Below are 20,933 nucleotides of genomic sequence, written 5' to 3' on the forward strand. Positions count from 1 at the left end.
CGAGACATGCAAGTGTTGGACATACTGAATATCCCCCTATTGTTGGCAAGCTTTATAGCTTGCCATTTTTTTTGCCTAAAATTAATGGCTTACTTTGGATCAGATTTTTACTAACTAAAGTTAATTTACTACCAGTAATAGCCCTGATAAGCCAATCAGTAACATATTTAAAAAGCTAAATGGCTTAATCAACTTTTCTATAAAATTATAAAAAATCGTTATAATTAATACACTTAGCCCCATAAAGCCACAAAAAAGTAAAGCACCGTATCCCTGCTGCGTAACCACACAGAACAATAAACTTAGTAAAATACTGATCCAGGCAACTATTAGCAGCAAATTACTTTGCAGCTTAGAGGGACGCGTTGTAAACACCGTTTTAAAATTCGCTGGTTTTGCCAAAGCAAAACCATTAAAAGCAAACAAACAGAGGCTAAAGCTAAGTAAATCAATCATGCTTTTTGCCTCTTTTTATTATTGGCTAGGTTATTAGCTGTTTTTTTAGATGCACTAGAAGCAGTACGTAATTTTTCGGTTTGTACTAAAAACAGTATGCTAAACAGTAAAAATACCGCATCGAAAATAAACAAGGCCCATTGTTTATTAAGTAAGTAGCTCACTATATTGCCCTGTGTGGTGAACGCATTTATTGCCGGTACACTCAAACACGCGAGGGCATTTATGGCTGCCATTACACGCCATTGCAGCCTATCACGCTTTAAAAGTGCCATAACGGCAACCACTAACCATGCTAAAAAGAACGCTGTAACTTCTTTTTCACTACGTCCTGCTACGGTCGGGCTAAGTAACCTATTGGCAATAAAAAAGGCGCAAGTAGCCAGTGGTAAGCCCATAATGGTGGCAAGGTTTAAACCTTCGACTAACTGTAAGCCAAATGAGGCTTTACCCTTATTACGCTCGCGTATGCGTTTAGCCCACATTATGCAGCCAGAGCCAATCATTACGCAGCCTGCAATTCCGCCAAGTACGTATAACCAGCGCAGTAAAGGCGTAGCAAAGCGCCCTGTATGCATAGAGTTAAGTGATTCATAAAGTGCTTTACTACTGCTAAGTTCGTCATCAGTTTGTGCTACTAACTCGCCCGTAGCACCACTAAACAAAAGCCGTGGAGATTGATCGCGAAGCGCCTTTGCAGGGCTTACCAATACCGTTACTGTTGAAGCGGCCATATTCGGTTTACTAACCTGAACACGCGTAATATCTGCACTAGGCCACTTAGTATAAACTTGATCCAAAATAGTGTTTATAGGGAGCAATTCTGCACTGCCTTGGGCGTTATTAGTCACGTTATTGCTAGGTGTTGCATTGTTAAAAAAGCCACGCATGCCCTTGTCGTACGTCGTTAACGCAGGGTAGGGGAACAACATAAATATAAGCGTAATAATGCCTGTGTAGGTAATCATTAAATGAAACGGTAGGGCAAGTACCGAGCTTAAATTATGCGCATCTAACCAGCTACGAGTCCCTTTATTGCGCCTAAAAGTAAACATATCTTTAAATATGCGCTTATGAATAACCACGCCCGAAATTATTGCCAGTAGCATAAAAAAGCTGGCAAAACACACTACCCAGCGCCCTGTTATGGCATCTAAATAATAAAGCTGATAATGCAACCGATAAAAAAAGTTACCGCCTTTACTTTCAACAAAAGGAGGCAGCGCTTGCATGGTGTTTGGGTTTAATTGGGTATTTACAAACTGGCTGCGGCGCTGCCCTGGCTCTTTAGGTTTTGCATAGCCATATACCAAATACGGTATTCGCTCTTCGGGCAAGGTAATACGCCAACTAGGGGAATTTTCAGCGTGCTGATTTAAATATTCAAAGCCATTAATAATTTGCTGCCTTTGCGCGGCCACTCTGTCGGTTTGGGCTTGCACATTGTGTATAGCCGGCTGATTCCACAAGTTTATTTCGTCTCTAAAAAAGCTCGCTGTGCCTGCAAAAAATATTACGTAAATAATCCAACAGGTAAGTAAGCCCACCCAGGTATGTAGCCAGGTCATCGACCTAAAAAAACTGTCTTTCATAGCCAACCCTTCAGTAATGCCAATATAGCAACAAAAAAACCTGTACTTAGTAAAATACTGATCCAAACAGTTTTTAACGACTTAACCGAAAACGCATAAATAAACACTGCGGCGTAAATTAAAATACTGATAGACACACACAGTAATACGGCATCTTGCTTAGGAATGGGCAGCAGTACACTTAATAATGAAATACACGCTGAGGTAAATGCATAGCCACCCACTATGGCAATAATAAAACGCAAAAATACTAACACTCTATAGCTTTGGGCCACTTTTAAAAGCGCAGCTAGGTTAGTTCTTGTAAAAGGTGCTATGTGCAGAGGTGCCTGCATAATTAACAAATCCCTTATTCAAATACGAGGATAAAAATAAGGCGTTATTATAAAGCTTACAAATACAAAAGATAGCGATTCTCATTTGTATATTCTAGTTAATTTAACATTAGTGCCTAGCATGTTAGTAAAATACTGATCTCTGCCGTTTTAGGGTTATTGCTTAGCTAATAACGAAGGTTTACAGTGGTCAATACTGGCAAGCCAATGAGTAAATTTAAAATGAGCAACCACGAAAAACTAAATTATGTAGAGTTTCCCGCGTGCGATTTAACAGCTACAAAAAGCTTTTTTACTAACGTGTTTAACTGGCAATTTACCGACTATGGCCCAGAGTATACGGCATTTAGCGGCCAGGGGCTTGATGGTGGCTTTTTTAAAGCACCGCTTAAATCACTTACTCAACATGGGGCCGCACTGTTGGTGTTTTACAGTAACGACATTCACGCTACCTATAAAAAAGTAGCGCAATATGGCGGCAAAATAGTAAAACCTATTTTTGAGTTCCCCGGTGGCTGCCGATTTCACTTTACCGAGCCCAGTGGTAACGAATTTGCCGTATGGTCAGAAAAACAATAAATATATCAAATAATTAGTTGTTATTTTCAAGTGAGATCACGATTTTACCAACTAATAACTAATTTGAGTAAAATAAACCGATTTTTTACCAACTCACTAGGTCTAAATGGCCATTTAGAACAAAACTTAAGCATTTAAGGCCAGATTTATATGGATCCGATCAATTTAATTGAGCAAGTTAGTAAATGCGTGATCTGTGAACCTCATTTACCGTTAGGTGCTCGCCCCGTTATACAATTTAATGCCAATGCGCGTATTTTAATTGCCGGCCAAGCACCGGGCATAAAAGTACACGAAACTGGCAAGCCCTTTAACGATGCCAGCGGAAACCGCCTACGCGAATGGCTTGGGCTAAGTGTTGATGAGTTTTATGATCCGCAAAAAATAGCTATTTTACCTATGGGCTTTTGTTACCCTGGTAAAGGTAAGTCGGGCGACTTACCCCCGCGTAAAGAATGTGCACCTGCTTGGAGAGCGCAATTACTGGCCGCTCTGCCAAATTTAGAGCTTACAATCGTGCTTGGTAAATACGCGCAGGCTTATCATTTACCGCATACTAAAAACAGGCCCTTAACCGAGTTAGTAAAATCGTGGCGTGAGTATTGGCCGGAGCATTTGGTGCTACCACACCCAAGCCCACGCAATAATATTTGGCTTAAAAAGAATCCATGGTTTGCACAAGATGTACTGCCAGAACTTGCTGAACGTGTTGCTGCAATATTAAATAAAGAACCACAATGAACAACTATAAATCAAACGGTTATATGCTTGTAAAGGGGCTTTACAGCACCGAAGAGCTAAATAAAATTAAGCTCCTAGTTAATGCCTTTCATACACAGTGGAAAACTAATAACCGTGAGTTTTATCAATCCCGTGCAATTAATAGCTCGGGCATAACAAATAGTGAATATTTAACGGCGCAGCAAAATGAGTTTTTATTTAGTTTAATAGCTGATAACAAATTAATTAAGCGTGTAAAACAGGCGATTAGTGAGCCACTGTTTTTAAATACTCAGTTATTTTTTAATCCCGTTAATGTTACACAAAAAAATTATTGGCATCGCGATATGCAATACCATTTAAATGTGCAAGAGCAACAAGCTGCGTTAAACGGGCCCGACGTAGTGCACTGCCGGTTAGCCCTTGAAGACGAGCCAGGTATAGAGCTTGTGCCCCACTCGCATAAAAATTGGGATACACCAGAGGAGCTAAATGTACGTTTTGCAAAAAATAATAAGCTGCCAAGCGATAACCTAACTACAGGCAAAGTTATTAAACTTAATGCGGGAGATTTACTGTTGTTTTCAGCCAATATGATTCACCGTGGCTTATACGGCAAAAACCGTTTAGCACTGGATATTATTTTTTGCGAAAATGCACCACAGCTTACCGCCTTTATCAATGCAGCAAACACTCCAAGCTCGGCAATCGCTAATAAAACCGATAACCCACTGATATTTTTTAACCCGCTTTAAACCCGCTATAACCCCATTTAACACAACACTTTTTCGCTTAACTATAAATATTACTAATAGTGTTGAATAAATAAACATCACTGTTATTTATTTTAAGACTCGTCAGTATGAAATAGACGCAAAATTATCCAATAAAAATAACCTCTATAATGGAGTTGCAGCTATGACAACTGAACACACACAGTCACACACACGTTTAAAACCTAGCTTTTTAAAACAAAAAACACTGACTTTATTTACGCTCAGCGCATTAAGCGTGGGTATGGCACAAGCTGGCGAGCAAAAAGTAAATAACAGCGAGCTTGAAACCATTACCGTCACCTCGCAAAAGCGGGTGCAATCGCTACAAGATATTCCTACCTCTATTCAAGCGCTTTCTGGCGACTACCTCGAGCAAAACAGTGTTGACGATTTACTCGCCCTAAGCGAAAACCTACCTAACGTGCATATAACCGAAACCTCAAGCAGCAAACGTATTTTTGTACGCGGCATTGGCTCGGGTACTAACTCAGGCTTTGAGCAATCGGTTGCTATGTATAAAGATGGCGTGTATTTAGGGCGCGGGCATCAGGCTAAATTTCCATTTTTAGATATGCAGCGCCTTGAGCTTATAAAAGGCCCGCAGTCGGTTATGTTTGGTAAAAACGCCACAGCAGGAGCCTTTAGTATGGTTTCAAATTCGCCAACCGATGTACTTGAGGGCAACGTATCGGCAGAGTTTGGCTCTGATAACGAAAAGCGCTTTACAGGCGTTATAAATATTCCTATTAACGATGATTTAGCCATTCGTATTGCCGCGTTTGATCATTCTGTTGATGGCTTTTTATATAACCAAGCACGCCAAAGTGATGAGCAATCTAACGACTCATCAGGTGCACGTTTATCAATAGATTGGCAAATAAACGATGATATAAACGCATTGTTTAAATGGGAACACGGTGAGTTTGAATCGCATGGCTCGCGCTACCAATACATTATTGATACCCCCAACCGAGATTTACAAATAGCAAATGACCCTACTAACCCAGGCAATGTAGGGTATCGTTCACTTTTATTAAGCGACAACTCGGGCCTTGATTACACAAGTTCGGTATCGGGCGATGGTCACCCAGGTGGGCTTAATGAGCAAAGTAAAACCACGCTTGATAACGCATCACTTAAATTAACCCATAACCATGGCGAATACGAATTTACCTCTGTAACCACGTATAGCGAGTACGATTGGGACTCAACCTTTGACGCCGACTTTTCAGAAATCCCGCTTATAAAACAAGACTACTTAGAAACCTATAACCAGTTTACGCAAGAGTTTAGAGTAAGCTCGCCAACAGGGCGCACGCTTGAATACGTAGCGGGCATTTTTTACATGAGCAGCGAGCTTGAACACCCAAACGATATTTTATTTGGTGCATCGTTACTTATTCCTGATTTAGTGGGTACATCATTGGGCGTAAATGCGCTGTTTGATCAAGACCAACAAAGCTACTCAGCATTTACCGCCCTTACTTGGAATGTAAACGCGCAATGGCGCGCTAATTTTGGCCTGCGTTATCAAAAAGAAGAAAAAGAAGTAAGCAGCGTACAAAGTGTGTATAGCGTATTTGAGCCAAACACACCGCAAGCCGTACAACAATTTGCTAATGCCGCTGCGCCCACTATTGCAGGGCAGCTTTCGGGCGCGGGGGTACATAACCTTAACGCTAAGCGTGATGAATCGCACTTATCACCCAATATTAGTGTGCAATATTTAGGGTTTAACAACACCATGTTATTTGCAAGCGCTGGCATAGGCTACAAAGCCGGTGGTTTTGATGGCTCTGGCTTAAATGGCTCACAAGGTAACACGGTTGATGAAAACTCAGGCTTTGAGTTTGACGACGAAAAAGCCACAAACTTTGAATTTGGCATAAAAGCCGAGCCAATTAAAAATACTCTACAAGTAAATGCTACACTGTTTTACACTCTGTACGATGACCTACAAGTATCTGAATTTAATGGTAATGCATTTGTAGTTAAAAATGCCGCCGAAACCAAAGTAAAAGGGATTGAGCTCGATTCGCGCTGGGCAGTTGGCAGCTATCGGCAAACCTTGCGGTGCTTGATTTTGAATACGAACAATACGCCAGTGCATCGCCAACGGTTATGCAAAGCGAGCTACTTGGCCAAGCATTTCAAGATTTAACCGGGCAAACTGGCGCGTTTGCTCCCGATTACTCAGGCAATATAGCGATTGATTACAATACCGAGGTGTTTTCAAACCTTACTTTAAGTAGCAATTTAGCGCTTAACTTTAGTGACGATTACTTTTTAGAGCAAGATCTTGACCCAATAGCCAAGCAAAGCGCTTTTGAAAAGCTAAATTTACGCATAGAGCTAGGTAGCAGTGAAGGAGATTGGTCGGTGGCGTTATTGGCTAAAAATTTAACCGATAAACACACTTTTTCGCAGGCCAACGATGTGCCAGTAATTAGCTACGCACACCGTTTTTTATCAGAGCGTGGGCGCAGTTATCACGCACAATTTAATTACCGCTTTTAAGTTTGTCAGCAGGGATAAGTTGCTGGGCTAAACCTAGCAGCTTTTCTCGCATCCAACTATTTACTAAATCGTCATCGGCTTGTTCGTGCCAATACATGTGCACGGGCATTAACGGCACATCAAACGGCAAGCTAGTTACATGCACAGGCATTTGCTCTTTTAATACCTGCGCGTACGCGTTTGGCATGGTCATTATCATGTCGCTTTGGCTAATCACTTTAGTCGCCGCAAAATAATGCTCACATTTAAGCACTACATTACGGGCAAGTGCATGCTTTGCCAGCGCCATATCAATAATATCTACCTGCGCACCTTTTAACGACACCAACGCGTGCGATGCCTTTGCGTAATTTTGTACGGTTAAGTCATTTAATATTGGGTGATCGTGCCTACAAATTAGCGAAAAATGCTCATTACAAATAAAGGTGTTTTTTATGTGGTTACTGGTAGGGGTAAGCACATCAATGACTATATCGAGCTCTTGGTTTTCGAGTGATTTTTCCATATCAACATGCGACACCTGTCGGCTGTTAATCGTGATATTGGGGGTGTTTGTGAGTAGGTCGCTCATTAGCGGCGGAAAAAATATCGATTCTAAAATATCTCTAAAGCCAAATTTTATTTCGCGCTTAAAGGCGGCTATATCAAAAAGCCGTTCGTTATTTAAGGTTGACTCTAATACCTGCACCGACTCAATAACTTGCGCTATTATTTTTTGGCAAAAAGGAGAGGGCACCATACGCCGACCGTGGCGAATAAATAATGGGTCGTCAAACTTTTCTCTAAGGCGAGAAAGCGCATGGCTAACAGCAGGTTGCGTTAAATGCAGTTTATCCGCTGCAGTGGTAATACTGCCCTCTTGGTATACCGTTTTAAGTATTACAAACAGGTTTAAATCTATCTTTCCATGCATAATATTTATGTTTAACCATTAATTAACATCACTTCTATTTATCTTAAGCCAGGCTAAACTAAAGTCAACAGAGTTTAATTTAGGATTATTATGAGCAATACACTAGAGCAGCAAGCCGCAAAAATGACCATAGGCAGCGAAAAATTTAAACTTATTATGCCGCCTAAATTTAATACCCTAAACGAGCAACGCAGCTACGAAAAACAACGCCTAGCCGCTGGGTTTAGAGTATTTGCCATGTACGGTTTTGATGAAGGACTTGCGGGGCACATAACACTTCGCGACTGCATAGAGCCCGATACTTTTTGGGTAAACCCTGTGGGTATGCATTTTGCGCATATTAAAGCATCAGATCTTATTCGGGTTGATCATAAAGGTAATATTATTGAAGGCAGCACACCGATTAATAATGCCGCGTTTGCTATTCATTCACGCATACATATGGCGCGACCCGACGTAAACGCAGTAGCCCATGCCCATACACGTTATGGCCGTGCGTTTTCAGCATTAGGTGAGTTACTTAAACCAATTTCGCAAGACGCCTGCGTATTTTACGAAAACCACAGCGTATTTGATGTATTTAACGGCGTAGTAGCCGACAGCGAAGAGGGCGACATGATAGCAAAATCACTAGCTGACAACTGCGCTGTTATTTTACAAAACCATGGTTTACTTACCGTCGGTTCGTCGGTTGATGCCGCAGTTGCCAATTTTGTATTGCTAGATAGCTGCTGCCAAAGCCAATTATTAGCGCAAGCCGCAGGCGAGCCTAAGCTTATCTCGCACGAGGTAGCGCTACAGACTAAACAAGCCAATGGCTCAGAGCTAGTTACATGGGGGAACTTTCAGCCCATGTATCAGGTCGTTGCCGCAAAAGATAACAGCTTTTTAGATTAAAACACTGGCAATAGCTTAATTTTGATAGACTAAAATTTGCGCGGTAATGGCCCACACACCCAAAGCCGCGTTTAAATACTATGCACTCACACGCAAACACACACATTATAAAGATACGTTGAGGGTTTTATGAATATAACAACAATTAAAAACCACGCCGATATTGGCAATTTAAACCTTGCTGAAATATCACCAGAGCAACTTCCTCGCTCTACTTATCATGCCATTTTACAATCGGCAAAAAACTTTGGTGATGCAACCGCTATTGAGTACATTTTAGATGGCGACTGCATTAGCGAAGCGCAAATTCCGTTTGCAAAAAAGCTTATTCACCGCATTTTAAGGACCTTTAAAGGTAAAAGCTTTGCTAATCCGCACCGTAAAATGAGTTACAAAGCGCTAGCCAATAACGTAACAGGGCTTGGCAATGCATTGCACTCGTTGGGTATTACTAAAACCGAGGTAACCTCGCTGGTGCTACCTAACTTCCCTGAAACCTATGTATCGCTTTGGGCAGCAGAGGCCGCTGGCATTGCAAACCCCATAAACCCCTTGCTTGATGAGTCCATAATGAAAGAAATTATGATCTCAGCCAATACCAAAGTAATTATTGCCCTAGGCCCAGTCCCTGGTAGCGATATTTGGCAAAAAGTAATGGCAATTAAAGATCATATACCTGGCCTAAAAGCGGTTATTAGCTTATTTGGTGACGACATAGCGTGCTCGCAAAATAATAAAGTACCCGTGTATGGGTTTAAAAAATTACTCGCGGCGCAAAGTACGCAAGCAGCTAATTTTACTTTGCCTGAGCAAAGCGATGTGTGCGCGTATTTTCATACGGGTGGTACCACCGGCTTACCAAAACTTGCCAAGCACTTACATTTAAACCAGCTTACCAATGCAGGGCAGGTTAATTTACTTTCGCCAGTAAACGCAGGCGATACCATGTTAGTAGGTTTGCCCATATTTCATGTAAATGCGGCGGTAGCCACAGGCATAGCCTCGGTTATGAAAGGCTGTAAAATTTTACTCGCAAGCCCTTCAGGCTTTAGAGGTAAAAACATCATTCCAAACTTACTCACCCTAATTAATAATTACGATGTAGCCGTTATGACCGCTGTACCTACTGTTTACGCGGCTATGGTTGAGCAAATTACCTCGCAAAAAATATCGGTGCCACCACTTAAAATGAAGTTTGCTATTTGTGGGGCCGCGCCGCTTTCATCAGATTTACAAGCCCTGTTTACTAAACTCACAAACACCCCACTGGTAGAGGGTTATGGCTCAACTGAGGGCAGCTCGGTAAGTACGTTAATGCCTGTAAACCCAATTAATAAAGAGGCTTCTGTAGGGCTGCCAATACCTGGTATTACGCTTAAAATTGCCGATATAAACGAGCAAGGCACGCTTGTTAAAATTTGCGATACACTCGATGTTGGCGAAATAATAATAACCGGTAATAACGTATTTCCCGGTTACGTAGAAGATGCGCATAACCAAGGCGCATGGGTAGTTGATCAAAACGGCCAACAGTATTTTAGAACCGGCGATTTAGGAAAAATAGATGAGAGCGGGTATGTATCTTTATGTGGTAGACAAAAAGAGCTAATAATACGTGGCGGGCACAATATAGACCCCAAAATGATAGAAGATGCCGCAACCAGCCACCCCGATGTAACACTTGCAGCCGCCGTGCCACGCCCCGACTGCTACGCAGGCGAAGTGCCGGTACTTTACGTAACGCTAAGCCCAAATAGCACGCTTAAACTTGACGCTCTCACCGCGTATGTTAGCGCCAACATACCTGAGCGAGCAGCAATACCAAAAGCTATTTATATAATTGATGAAATACCGCTTACTGCCGTAGGTAAAATTTATAAGCCCGAACTGGTTTGCCTAGAAATAAAACAAACCATTACAGAGGCTCTTAGCGAGCAATTAATCAACAAAACCGTGCAAATAAATGTGTTTGCTGATAAAAAGTTAGGCATAAAAGCCACAATTTTAGTTAATGAAGATGAGTTAAACGCGCTGCAACAACAGATAAAAACGTTGCTAACTCCGTACTCATTTAACTACGAAGTGCTGGCATTAAAAACAACAGAGGCCGCCTAATTTGAACGCATCATTTTTAACAGAAATCATACTCCCACTCGCCCTTGCCCTTATTATGTTTGGCATGGGGCTTGGGCTTACAGTTGGCGACTTTACGCGGCTTTTTAAAAAGCCCTTAGCAATTGCTATGGGCTTACTAGGCCAAATTATTGCCATGCCGCTACTGGCTTTAGGTTTGTGTTATTTACTTAATTTACCCACGCCTATAGCAATAGGGTTAATGATTTTAGCCGCGTGCCCGGGTGGTACTATGTCAAACGTAGTGAGCCAGCTGGCAAAGGCTAATTTAGCGCTGTCGGTAAGCTTAACCGCTGCCTCAACTGCTATTAGCATTATTACCACCCCGTTTATTATTGGCTTTGCCATGCACCAATTTGCGCCGCAAGACGATGCTAATTTTTCTATATTAACCACATCACTTGGGCTATTTGTAATCACCTTAGTGCCTGTAGCCATAGGGATAAGCCTGCGCCATTTTAAAAGCGAATTTGCGATTAAAAGCGAGCCGTTTTTTAGGCGTTTTTCGTTATTTTTTATGCTCGCCATGATAGCCGCGTTAGTAATAAAAGAACGCGCCTTACTCATAAACTCGTTTGATGCTGTATTTTGGGCCTGCCTTGCATTAAATATTGGCTCAATGGTCATTGGCTTGCTCATAGCTAAGCTTTCAAACCTTAACCTGACCGATTCGCTTACACTTGGGATTGAGGTGGGGATTCAAAACGCATCGCTGGCTATTTTAATTGCTATAAGCTTTTTAAATAAGCCCGAATACGCAGTAACGGGCGGTGTATATGGCCTTGCCATGTTTATTGGGCCGCTATTATTAATTGCTGGGCTTAAGTTTAAAAACAAACGCTTTGTAAACGCTTAAAAAATAATGCGAAGCGCCAAATTTAGTTCACTAAGTTTGGCGCTTTTTTTATAGCTATTAACGTTTAAAAATATGCTGTACTTGCCCGCGTAACCATATTAAAGCGTCGTCTTTATCAGTACTCTGATGCCAATATAAATGCTGATAAATAGCAGGCATAGTGGTGGGAACTGGCCGTGCTATTAGCGTGTCGTCTAGCAGTTGGCTTGCCACCATTGAAGGTAAAGTAAGTAAAAATGGCGCGTCTTTTATTACCTCTTTCGCTGCAAAATAATTTTGACAACGTATAGCCACCTGCCTATTAAAACTCAATTGCAATAACGCAATATCTTCAATAACAGTACCGGTTGCTCGGTTAGATACCGCAACATGCTTAGCCGCTAAATAATTGTCTATATTGAGTTGGTTTTTAAGCGGGTGGTTTTTTTTCATGAGTACACAAAAGTGATCACTTGAGAGAACAGCATGGCTAATGGGCGCTTTTATTGGCCGTGCTACATCAATTGCCATATCTATTTGATGATTAGCTAATTGCTTATGCATATCTTCACGGCTTAATTTTACGCTCGCTAAGCTTGCATTGGGAGCATGTTTTGCCAGTGCAAGTTGCAATTTAGGCAAAACAATAGGCTCTATTGCATCGTGCAGAGCTATTTTAAAGGTTTGCGCTGTGGTCGCTAAATTAAAATCACCACAGGCTTGTAGCACTTGGCGTAATTTTTCGAGTAAATCTATTAGCTCAGGTGCCATACGTTGGCACGCAGGGGTGGGCAGCATTAATTGCCCTTGGCGCTCAAATAACGGATCGTTTAATACACTGCGCAAACGTTTTATAGCATGGCTAACTGCTGAGGGCGTTATGTATAGCACCTTTGCGGTTTCGCTCATGTTTTTTTCACGGTATAGACATTCAAATATTTTAAGTAAATTTAAATCTAACTGCTGAATATTTTTAGCTTCAATCATTATTACCCGCCCACATTGTGAATGTAATTCACACTTAACTGGTAATATATTTCATTTAATTCATTGGGGCGAATGTTTTATGCTGGGTTAACTAAAAAATAAACAGGCAACCCTAATGAACTTTGAGCCAAGCCAAAAAAGCCAAGACTACCTAAAGCGTGTAACCGCCTTTATGGATGAGCACGTATTGCCTATTGAGCAAGCAGTAGTTGCGCATAACCATGCTAAAAATAATTCAAACGATTGGACCACTTGGCAACTAAGTGAGCACATTGAGCCATTAAAAACTAAAGCAAAAGCCGCTGGCCTGTGGAACTTATTTTTACCCGATGCCGATTTAGCCCAAGGCTTAACCTGCTTAGAATACGCCCCTATTGCAGAGCAAATGGGTAAATGCTTATTTGCATCAGAAATATTTAATTGTAATGCCCCCGACACCGGCAATATGGAAGTACTTTATCACTTTGCAAACGATGAGCAAAAACAGCAGTGGTTAACCCCATTATTAAATGGCGATGTTCGCTCAGTATTTGCCATGACCGAGCCCGATGTCGCTTCATCAGATGCGACAAACATGCAAGCAACCATAGATGTTGATGGCGACGAGCTTATTTTAAATGGCACAAAGTGGTGGACCACCGGCCTTGGTCATCCTAATGCACAGGTGGCTATTTTTATGGGGCTTTCTAATCCCGAAAACGATAAACACAGCCAGCATTCAATGGTACTTGTGCCGCTAAACACACCCGGTGTAAACATTAAGCGTATGCTAAGTGCCTGTGGCGATTTTGATGCCCCCTACGGCCACGGCGAAATGGAATTTAATAACGTACGCGTACCAAAACAAAATCTTATTTTAGGGTTAGGCAAAGGTTTTGCCATCGCACAAGGGCGCCTGGGGCCTGGGCGAATTCATCATTGTATGCGCGCAATTGGCGCAGCAGAGCGCTGTTTAGAGCTCATGATTAAACGCGGGCTGTCGCGCAGCGCTTTTGGTAAACCCTTACTTAAATTAGGCGGTAATTTAGAACGCGTTGCGCAAGCCCGTATGGCAATAGACCAAGCCCGATTATTAACCCTACACGCGGCATGGAAAATAGATACTCAAGGCGTTAAACACGCCATGACCGAAATATCGAGCATAAAAGTAGTCGTGCCTAATATGCTGCAAATGGTCTCAGATATGGCAATACAAGTGTTTGGTGGCGCTGGGGTGTCGAGCGACTTTCCTATTGCCTCGTTTAATGCAATGGGGCGTATTTTACGCCTTGCAGATGGCCCAGACGAAGTACATATGGGCATGGTTTCGCGCCTCGAACTTAACAAATACCGCTAAGGCAACACCATGAAAACACGACTAATAATAACAGGTGGAGCAACAGGGCTGGGTAAAGCGTTAGCCCTGAGTTACGCAAGTAATTTGGGCGCTAACTTACAAATTTGTATTGCCGATATAAACGCCGAGCGTGCAGCCACAACCATTAGTGAGCTGCAAGCACTAAAAAGCGATGCCTTTTTTTACGCCTGCGATGTAACCAAGCAAGCAGATGTAAAGGGGCTTTACGATATTATCCAGACCAAGTGGCAGGGCGTAGATATTGTTATAAATAACGCAGGCGTGGCCACGGGCGGCCCGCTTGAGGGCGAATCGCTTGAGCAATGGCAGTGGATTATGGATATTAATTTGCTCTCTATGGTGCGGGTGTGCCAAACGTTTTACCCCGCCTTTGTGCAACAAGGCGGTGGCTACTTTATTAATATAGCCTCACAAGCAGGGCTTACCCCTATTCCGTTTATGAGCAGTTATAACGCTGTAAAAGCGGCGGTTATAGGCTTTAGCGAAACCCTAAAGCTCGAACTCGCCCACGATAATATAGATGTAAGTGTTGTGTGCCCGAGCTTTTTTAAAACCAATCTTGATGAATCCATGCGCACCAGCGAGCCGGCCATGAAAACCATGCTTAACCGTGCCTTTGAGCGCTCCCCCATAAACGCAGAACAAGTTGCCGATATTATTTATCAGCAGTCGCTTAACCGCCCATTTTTAATTTTGACCCATAAATTAGGTAAACAGGCCTTTTTAATGAAAAAACTACTCCCCATTGAGTGGTACATTAAAAACATGCTGAAAAAAACACGCTCTATGCAACGTTTAAAATCAAAATAATAAAGGCTAGCAATGAACACACAATTATTAGATCAAGCCAAAAACGTACGCCAAGGCGAAGAGCTCGACATACAAAAAGTAGATGCCTGGCTTAAACAGCACCTTACACAGCTAACTGGCGAGCCAAGTGTTACTCAATACGCAGGGGGGGCATCAAACTGGACCTACTGCCTAGAGTACCCAGAGCAATCGCTTATTTTACGCCGTGCGCCCAAAGGCACCAAAGCCAAAGGCGCACACGATATGGCCCGTGAATATAAGCTGCAGCAAGCGCTAAAACCAGTTTACAGCTATGTGCCAAACATGGAGGCGTTTTGCGACGATGAAAACATACTCGGCACCGACTTTTACGTTATGGAAAAGCTTACGGGTATTATTCCGCGTAAAAATTTACCACGCGGATTAACCCCCACGCCCGAGCGCACTAAAAAGCTGTGCGAAAACGTACTCGACTGCCTAGTAGAGTTACACAAAGTAGATTACAAACAGGCCAATTTAAGCCATTTAGGCAAAGGCGAAGGCTACACCCAGCGCCAAATTAGCGGCTGGAGCGAGCGCTTTACTAAAGCCAAAACTTGGAATGTACCCAGCGGTAAAAAAGTCATTAAGTGGCTTGAAAACAAAATGCCAAGTAACGAGCGTATTTGCATAACACATAACGATTTTAGGTTTGATAACGTTGTGCTTGATGCAAACGACTACACCAACGTACTGGGTATTTTAGATTGGGAACTTGCCACCCTTGGCGACCCACTTATGGATTTGGGCAATACATTGGCTTACTGGGTAGAGCCAGCAGATGACTTTTTAGCCCAAGCCACACGCCGTCAACCCACTCACTTAGAGGGTATGCTAACGCGCAAAGAAGTGGTGGCCTACTACTGTAAAAAAATGAATATAACCGTAGATGACTTTACCTTTTACGAAGTGTACGGGCTATTTAGGCTTGCCGGCATTGTGCAGCAAATTTATTACCGCTATCACCATGGGCAAACTAAAAACCCCGCCTTTAAACACTTTTGGGTGTTTGTACATTACCTTTTATGGCGCTGTAAAAAAGCCATTAACAACCAAGGTAAAGTCTAATGTGTATTTTATATTTAGTACGCCACGGGCAGGCCAGTTTTTCGGCTGATAATTACGATACGCTCTCAAAAAAAGGGCAACAGCAAGCCACACTACTAGGTGAATATTTAGCACAAAAGCAGCTTACGCCCGATGCTGTATTTGCAGGCAGTATGCTGCGCCATAATCAAACCGCAGAGCTAAGTTTAGCAAGTGCTAATAATGCGCCGGTATTAATAAACGATGCGCGATTAAACGAGTACGATCACGAACATATTTTAGCCGTTTATAAACCACAGCTTGCCACTCCAAGCCAAGTTCGCGCGGCACTTAGCAAGCAAGCCGAGCCTATGGAATACTTTAAAACGGTATTTATTAGCGCCATACAGCAATGGGTACTCAATCCCGACAGCACTCAATATAACGAAAGCTTTAATGCATTTACTGCGCGTGTACTTGGCGCGCTTGAACAAATAGCCAATGAAAACCACGGTAAAAAGGTACTTATTTATACCTCTGGCGGGCCTATTAGCATTATAACCAGCCATTTAATGGGGCTAAAGCTCGAGCGCTTTATTGATATTAATTGGAGCTTAGTAAACGCAGGCGTAACCAAAGTAGTGGCGCGCGGCAAAGGAAAAAATCAAAAATTAACGATAAGTAGTTTAAATGAGCATCACTTTTTAGAGTGCCACCCACAACAAAAATTAATTACATACACCTAAGGATCTAATTATGCGCAAAAACATACTAATAACAGGTGCAAGTTCAGGCTTAGGCAAAGGCATGGCAAAAGAGTTGGCAAAACAAGGTTGTAATCTTGCTTTATGTGCTCGGCGCTTTGAGCTATTAGAGCAGCTAAAAAGTGAGCTTGAACAAATAAACCCAAATATAACCATTAGCATAAAAGTGCTTGATGTTAACGACCACGAGCAAGTATTTAGCGTATTTAACGCCTTTAAAGAAGAGCTTAACGGCCTTGATAGAGTGATTATAAACGCTGGTATGGGCAAAGGAGCCTCTATTGGTACGGGTTATTTTAATGCCAACAAACAAACCGCACAAACTAACTTTGTGGCCGCACTTGCGCAAGCTGAGGCCGCAATGGAAATTTTTAGAGCGCAAAACCATGGTCATTTAGTGACTATTTCATCTATTAGTGCTGTACGTGGTTTTAGGCGCGCCATGACTGTTTACGCCGCCACTAAAGCGGCTATTACCTCATTAAGTGAAGGCATACGCATAGATGTAATGCACACGCCTATAAAAGTAAGCTGCGTACATCCAGGTTTTATAAGAAGCGAAATAAACGAAAAAGTAAAAACAGTGCCGTTTATTGTTGATACCGAAACTGGCTGCAAAGCACTGGTAAAAGCAATAAATAAAGAAAAAGCCAACAGCTTTGTGCCAAGCTGGCCGTGGGCATTCCTGCATTGGATTTTACGAATAGCACCGCTGAGTACAATTCGTAAAATGTCGTAAGGTTTTTAAATTTTAGGCATTAAAAAAGGTGGCAAATGCCACCCTTTATGTACGTGTTTACTTAACCTACGTTTAGGTTATTTGTAAAATTATAGTAGTGCAAAAATCTTTTGCAGCTGTGGCATGTACTCGCTCACAAGCTCAAGGTTGTTTTCGCTTACTAGTGGGTCTGTAGATTCTTCAGCCGCGCTTGAAGCCTTACCAAACGAGCCCATTAACGAGCTAGCGTCACTGCTTTTAGCACTTTTAAGGCTTTGCAGGCCACCCATTACTTTATTTGCTGTTTCTTGGTTTTCAGCTGAAAGACCCGATTTAAGGTTTTCGATGTAAGCCATAGATACTTCTGAGCCAACAGATACTAATTCTTCAGGCGAAAAACCGTAACGGTTAGTAATATCGGCAAAGCTTTTATATAAGCCTTGCTCTTTAATCATGCTTAATGCGCTATTAGCAAGAGAGCTTTGCTCTTCAACATTTTGATCTGCAGAGCCACCAAGCATGCTTGCTAAATCTAGGTTTTTTAACGAATCTTGGCTGCTAGCCCAGCCAGAAACAGCCGGCAGTGCTTTCATGTAGCTTTGTAATTGGCCTTCGCTAATATCTTCAGCAAGGCTTGAAAAACTCATTGCTAATAAGCTAAGTGATAAAATTATTTTTTTCATTGGGCGTTTCCTATTATTTAATTAAAGCCATTAAAAACTAAATGTAAGCGCTTGCCAATACATAACTAAAGTATTAGCTGTATTTAGGCTATAAAGTAGTATAAATACTTTAAAGTTCTATAACTTAAGCTGATTCAGCACAAATATAGTTACAAATGTTATACTGCATTTTTGTCGATAAGAGCTGAACGTAATGTTAACTATTTCAAATACTGTCACTATAGATGAATGGGAACTAGAGCTAACTGCTATACGTTCGCAAGGTGCCGGTGGCCAAAACGTTAACAAAGTAGCCAGCGCCATTCATTTACGCTTTGATATTAACCGCTCAAAGTTACCCGATTTTTACAAAGAACGTCTATTAAAGCTAAACGACTCTCGGATCACCAAAGAGGGCGTGGTGGTAATTAAAGCCCAAAGCTTTCGCACCCAAGAGCTTAACCGAGAAGATGCACTAAAACGTTTAAAAGATTTAATTTTAAGTGCAACCAAGGTAAACAAAGCCCGCCGCGCAACCAAGCCAAGCCGTAACTCGCAGCGCAAGCGCATGGATAAAAAAACCAAACATGGGCAAACCAAAGCCCTGCGCGGTAACATTAAGTTATAACTCACTAAGTTTATAAGGCTTTACAGTAAAGTATGCTTAATTTACGCCTACAGCTAATAGTTAACCGTAGGCGTGAGTGGGCTATTCGTAGGTATGATGGCGGGTGGCACTAAAGCGATTTAATATATGGTGCATTACATACACCGCAGATAAACTAGCCACAATAGCCACCGCAACAGAGCTAAAGCGATACATGGCGCTATAAACAAGGTCTTGCCCGGGGCCTAGTGAGTTGCCAAACAAAATACCAAACGTGGTTAACACACCAAATCCTATGCCCGGTGCGCCGCCACCAATAATATGAAAACGGCTAAATACAAACGATAACGTCCACAGTATAAGCACCGGAAACAATAAAAAGTCAGAGTGATTATACAATAACACTTGCGCCAACAGCGCAGCATTACAGCCAATTAATGTACCAATAGCGCGCTGCCAACCGGCCATACCTGCGGCTTTCCAGCACAGCGAAAACAAAATTAATACCGATGAGGCTTGCGCCGATATTGAATCTTGTAAATCGAGGACTTGAAACGCCACAAACGAAAGCGTAGCAACCGTTGCGCATAATAATACCTCATGGCGAATGCTTTCTTTGGCTTTAGCGGGTACCGCCCTTACGGCACGCGCGGTTACATCAGGAAAAACACCATGCATAACAAACGCTATAACAATAGAGAGAACAGTAGCCAAACCATTACTTAAAATAAGCGGGTATACACTACTTGTACCGGTTACATAGCTTGAAAAGTGCAGCTGAATCGACAACCCAACCACGCCTAGTGCGCCAAATAAAAAAGCTGCGCCTGAGCTCATTTGATAAAACAAAAAGCAAAACGCTAAAAATACAATAATGGTCATCAGTACCGGAAGGTGCGAAAACAAGCCCTGCATAATTAAAACCATTGGAATACTAATAGCGGCACTGGCTAAAAACTGGCGCACAATGCTTTTATTTAACACCGGCACTAAACCAAGTAGCAACATAGGGTAAACAGTAAAAAATATACCGTATGGCCAGTTCATTAATTTACTAATAGTAAACCCTATGGTGCAACCACCGGCTATACGCAGCGCTTGGCGTAAACCGTTTGAGTCTAATTGCGGTGCTTGGCTAACAGCTTGAGTCATACGGCCTCCATTAATAAATGTAGTGTAGCCAGCTAATAAACCTAATTTGAGCCGATGCTAACCATTGCCCAATTGTTGACTCTGGCAATAGTTGCACAGTGGCACGGGCACCACTTGGCATATTAGCAATTAATTTAGCATTATCTGGCATCACTAAATGAATACGCTGGCGCTGAGCATCGCGCACCCAACGATTACTGGTTTCGGTACTACTAAGCGAGCCATTTGCACTGAGTTGCCCATCGCTTACGCCTGCCTCAAACGTGCTTATATGCGCGTTGTAAACCTCACCTGGGCGGCTATCAAATACCACTCGCGCCAAACTACCTGGTTTCATATTTAGTAATGATTTTTCTCTAAAATCGGCAACAAGGTCGGCCTTATTAGCCACTATAGCTAAAAGCGGGCTACCCGTTACCGCATATGCGCCATCAAGTAGTTGTAAGTTAGAAACCACACCAGCGCTTAGCGCACGCACTTGGGTGTACGATAAGTTAAGCTCGGCTTGTGCTAATTGGTTTGCAGCATGGCGAAGCGCTAAGTTTTGCGCGCCGCTTTCGCCGCGGGCAAGTACTGCTTCTGCCAATTGCGCTTCTAATGAGGCGACATTTGATTTACTTGCTTCAAAGTTAGCTTTAATGCTTTCAAGCTCTTGCTCTGAAATAGAGCGCTGCTTAAATAATGCTACGCCACGGTTATTAAGTAATTGCTGTTCGTGCAGCTTTGCCTTGGCCGCCGAAATTTGCGCCTCCAGCGCTTTTACATTGGTGTCTAAACGTTTGTTTTGTAATTTAGCGTCGTCCAGGGCGAGCTGTGCCTGCTCTAGCGCTAATTTATAAGGGCCTGAGTCTATTTCAAACAATACATCGCCAGCTTTTACGGTTTGATTATTATTAACCAATACCTTAGTAACACGGCCACTTATTTGCGGGGCAATTTGCACCACAGGATGATATACCCGCGCTTGCGGCGTTACCGGCATAAATATGTCGGCAATTAAATAGTAAACAAATATAACAACAAAACCCGCTAACGAAAGCCTTACATAACGAGTAAATTTTTGATCTGGTGTCATTGTG

The 20,933-nt window shown here is 42.3% G+C and carries 22 protein-coding genes; 14 read left to right on the forward strand and 8 right to left on the reverse strand.

Translation table 11 applies throughout. The annotated features are described in order from the left end of the window. Window positions 1-120 precede the first annotated feature (120 nt). The 3 genes from EJ103_RS19820 to EJ103_RS19830 are packed head-to-tail and all read right to left on the reverse strand — an operon-like array spanning window position 121 to window position 2,383. A complete protein-coding gene (locus EJ103_RS19820) occupies window positions 121-456 on the reverse strand; it encodes a DUF3325 family protein (RefSeq protein ID WP_126009611.1) in 336 nt (111 codons plus the stop codon). Beyond that, a complete protein-coding gene (locus EJ103_RS19825; RefSeq protein WP_126009612.1) occupies window positions 453-2,048 on the reverse strand; it encodes a PepSY-associated TM helix domain-containing protein in 1,596 nt (531 codons plus the stop codon). Before EJ103_RS19825 ends, EJ103_RS19820 begins: the two co-directional genes overlap by 4 nt. Continuing rightward, entirely contained in the window at window positions 2,045-2,383 is a 339-nt protein-coding gene (locus EJ103_RS19830; RefSeq protein ID WP_126009613.1) for a hypothetical protein, read from the reverse strand. Before EJ103_RS19830 ends, EJ103_RS19825 begins: the two co-directional genes overlap by 4 nt. Window positions 2,384-2,605: 222 nt before the next feature. On the opposite strand from EJ103_RS19830, the gene EJ103_RS19835 reads away from it, so the two are divergent. From EJ103_RS19835 to EJ103_RS20320, 5 genes are all read left to right on the forward strand, one after another. Then, complete coding sequence (locus EJ103_RS19835; RefSeq protein WP_006793291.1) at window positions 2,606-2,962, forward strand: VOC family protein; 357 nt, start codon at window positions 2,606-2,608, stop codon at window positions 2,960-2,962. Between the two features lie 150 nt (window positions 2,963-3,112). Beyond that, window positions 3,113-3,703 (forward strand): uracil-DNA glycosylase family protein, encoded by a 591-nt coding sequence (locus EJ103_RS19840; protein WP_024033006.1) that lies wholly within the window; start codon window positions 3,113-3,115, stop codon window positions 3,701-3,703. Then, the gene (locus EJ103_RS19845) at window positions 3,700-4,437 is read left to right on the forward strand and encodes a phytanoyl-CoA dioxygenase family protein (RefSeq protein WP_126009614.1); all 738 of its coding nucleotides are present in this window, start codon (window positions 3,700-3,702) and stop codon (window positions 4,435-4,437) included. The genes EJ103_RS19840 and EJ103_RS19845 overlap by 4 nt, the downstream gene beginning before the upstream one ends. Window positions 4,438-4,600: 163 nt before the next feature. Further along, window positions 4,601-6,619, forward strand: coding sequence for a TonB-dependent receptor (locus EJ103_RS19850; protein WP_241232324.1), 2,019 nt, complete (start codon window positions 4,601-4,603; stop codon window positions 6,617-6,619). Continuing rightward, window positions 6,532-6,975 (forward strand): hypothetical protein, encoded by a 444-nt coding sequence (locus EJ103_RS20320; protein ID WP_241232325.1) that lies wholly within the window; start codon window positions 6,532-6,534, stop codon window positions 6,973-6,975. The genes EJ103_RS19850 and EJ103_RS20320 overlap by 88 nt, the downstream gene beginning before the upstream one ends. Here EJ103_RS20320 and EJ103_RS19855 read toward each other — a convergent pair. Beyond that, a complete protein-coding gene (locus EJ103_RS19855; protein WP_024033009.1) occupies window positions 6,959-7,888 on the reverse strand; it encodes a LysR family transcriptional regulator in 930 nt (309 codons plus the stop codon). The genes EJ103_RS20320 and EJ103_RS19855 overlap by 17 nt on opposite strands. Window positions 7,889-7,978: 90 nt before the next feature. Here EJ103_RS19855 and EJ103_RS19860 point away from each other — a divergent pair, with 90 nt between their 5' ends. From EJ103_RS19860 to EJ103_RS19870, 3 genes are all read left to right on the forward strand, one after another. Next, window positions 7,979-8,785: a class II aldolase/adducin family protein gene (locus EJ103_RS19860; RefSeq protein WP_126009615.1), complete on the forward strand. Its 807-nt coding sequence runs from the start codon at window positions 7,979-7,981 to the stop codon at window positions 8,783-8,785. 129 nt (window positions 8,786-8,914) lie between these two features. Beyond that, a complete protein-coding gene (locus tag EJ103_RS19865; RefSeq protein ID WP_126009616.1) occupies window positions 8,915-10,900 on the forward strand; it encodes an AMP-binding protein in 1,986 nt (661 codons plus the stop codon). A 1-nt stretch (window position 10,901) separates the two neighbouring features. Further along, window positions 10,902-11,774, forward strand: coding sequence for a bile acid:sodium symporter family protein (locus EJ103_RS19870; protein WP_126009617.1), 873 nt, complete (start codon window positions 10,902-10,904; stop codon window positions 11,772-11,774). Between the two features lie 57 nt (window positions 11,775-11,831). On the opposite strand, the gene EJ103_RS19875 is transcribed toward EJ103_RS19870, so the two are convergent. Next, the gene (locus EJ103_RS19875) at window positions 11,832-12,740 is read right to left on the reverse strand and encodes a LysR family transcriptional regulator (RefSeq protein ID WP_029772865.1); all 909 of its coding nucleotides are present in this window, start codon (window positions 12,738-12,740) and stop codon (window positions 11,832-11,834) included. Between the two features lie 115 nt (window positions 12,741-12,855). On the opposite strand from EJ103_RS19875, the gene EJ103_RS19880 reads away from it, so the two are divergent. The 5 genes from EJ103_RS19880 to EJ103_RS19900 are packed head-to-tail and all read left to right on the forward strand — an operon-like array spanning window position 12,856 to window position 17,454. Continuing rightward, on the forward strand, window positions 12,856-14,076 hold the full coding sequence (locus tag EJ103_RS19880; RefSeq protein WP_126009618.1) for an acyl-CoA dehydrogenase family protein: 1,221 nt from the start codon (window positions 12,856-12,858) through the stop codon (window positions 14,074-14,076). Window positions 14,077-14,085: 9 nt separating this feature from the next. Then, complete coding sequence (locus EJ103_RS19885; RefSeq protein WP_126009620.1) at window positions 14,086-14,907, forward strand: SDR family oxidoreductase; 822 nt, start codon at window positions 14,086-14,088, stop codon at window positions 14,905-14,907. Between the two features lie 12 nt (window positions 14,908-14,919). Continuing rightward, window positions 14,920-15,993, forward strand: coding sequence for a phosphotransferase family protein (locus EJ103_RS19890; protein ID WP_126009622.1), 1,074 nt, complete (start codon window positions 14,920-14,922; stop codon window positions 15,991-15,993). Continuing rightward, entirely contained in the window at window positions 15,993-16,697 is a 705-nt protein-coding gene (locus EJ103_RS19895; protein WP_126009624.1) for a histidine phosphatase family protein, read from the forward strand. Before EJ103_RS19890 ends, EJ103_RS19895 begins: the two co-directional genes overlap by 1 nt. A 10-nt stretch (window positions 16,698-16,707) precedes the next feature. Next, a complete protein-coding gene (locus EJ103_RS19900; RefSeq protein ID WP_206435501.1) occupies window positions 16,708-17,454 on the forward strand; it encodes an SDR family oxidoreductase in 747 nt (248 codons plus the stop codon). Between the two features lie 89 nt (window positions 17,455-17,543). On the opposite strand, the gene EJ103_RS19905 is transcribed toward EJ103_RS19900, so the two are convergent. Beyond that, complete coding sequence (locus EJ103_RS19905; protein WP_126009628.1) at window positions 17,544-18,116, reverse strand: short-chain dehydrogenase; 573 nt, start codon at window positions 18,114-18,116, stop codon at window positions 17,544-17,546. A 193-nt stretch (window positions 18,117-18,309) separates the two neighbouring features. Here EJ103_RS19905 and arfB point away from each other — a divergent pair, with 193 nt between their 5' ends. Then, on the forward strand, window positions 18,310-18,723 hold the full coding sequence (arfB, locus tag EJ103_RS19910) for an alternative ribosome rescue aminoacyl-tRNA hydrolase ArfB (protein WP_024033019.1): 414 nt from the start codon (window positions 18,310-18,312) through the stop codon (window positions 18,721-18,723). Between the two features lie 81 nt (window positions 18,724-18,804). Here arfB and EJ103_RS19915 read toward each other — a convergent pair whose 3' ends face one another. Both EJ103_RS19915 and EJ103_RS19920 read right to left on the reverse strand, forming a co-directional pair. Continuing rightward, entirely contained in the window at window positions 18,805-19,854 is a 1,050-nt protein-coding gene (locus EJ103_RS19915) for a DUF2955 domain-containing protein (RefSeq protein ID WP_004586263.1), read from the reverse strand. A 10-nt stretch (window positions 19,855-19,864) separates the two neighbouring features. After that, window positions 19,865-20,929 (reverse strand): HlyD family secretion protein, encoded by a 1,065-nt coding sequence (locus EJ103_RS19920; protein ID WP_126009630.1) that lies wholly within the window; start codon window positions 20,927-20,929, stop codon window positions 19,865-19,867. Between the last annotated feature and the right edge of the window lie 4 nt (window positions 20,930-20,933).

The sequence above is a fragment of the Pseudoalteromonas sp. Xi13 genome (assembly GCF_003952205.1).
In the GTDB taxonomy this organism is placed as follows: Bacteria; Pseudomonadota; Gammaproteobacteria; order Enterobacterales; family Alteromonadaceae; genus Pseudoalteromonas; species Pseudoalteromonas atlantica.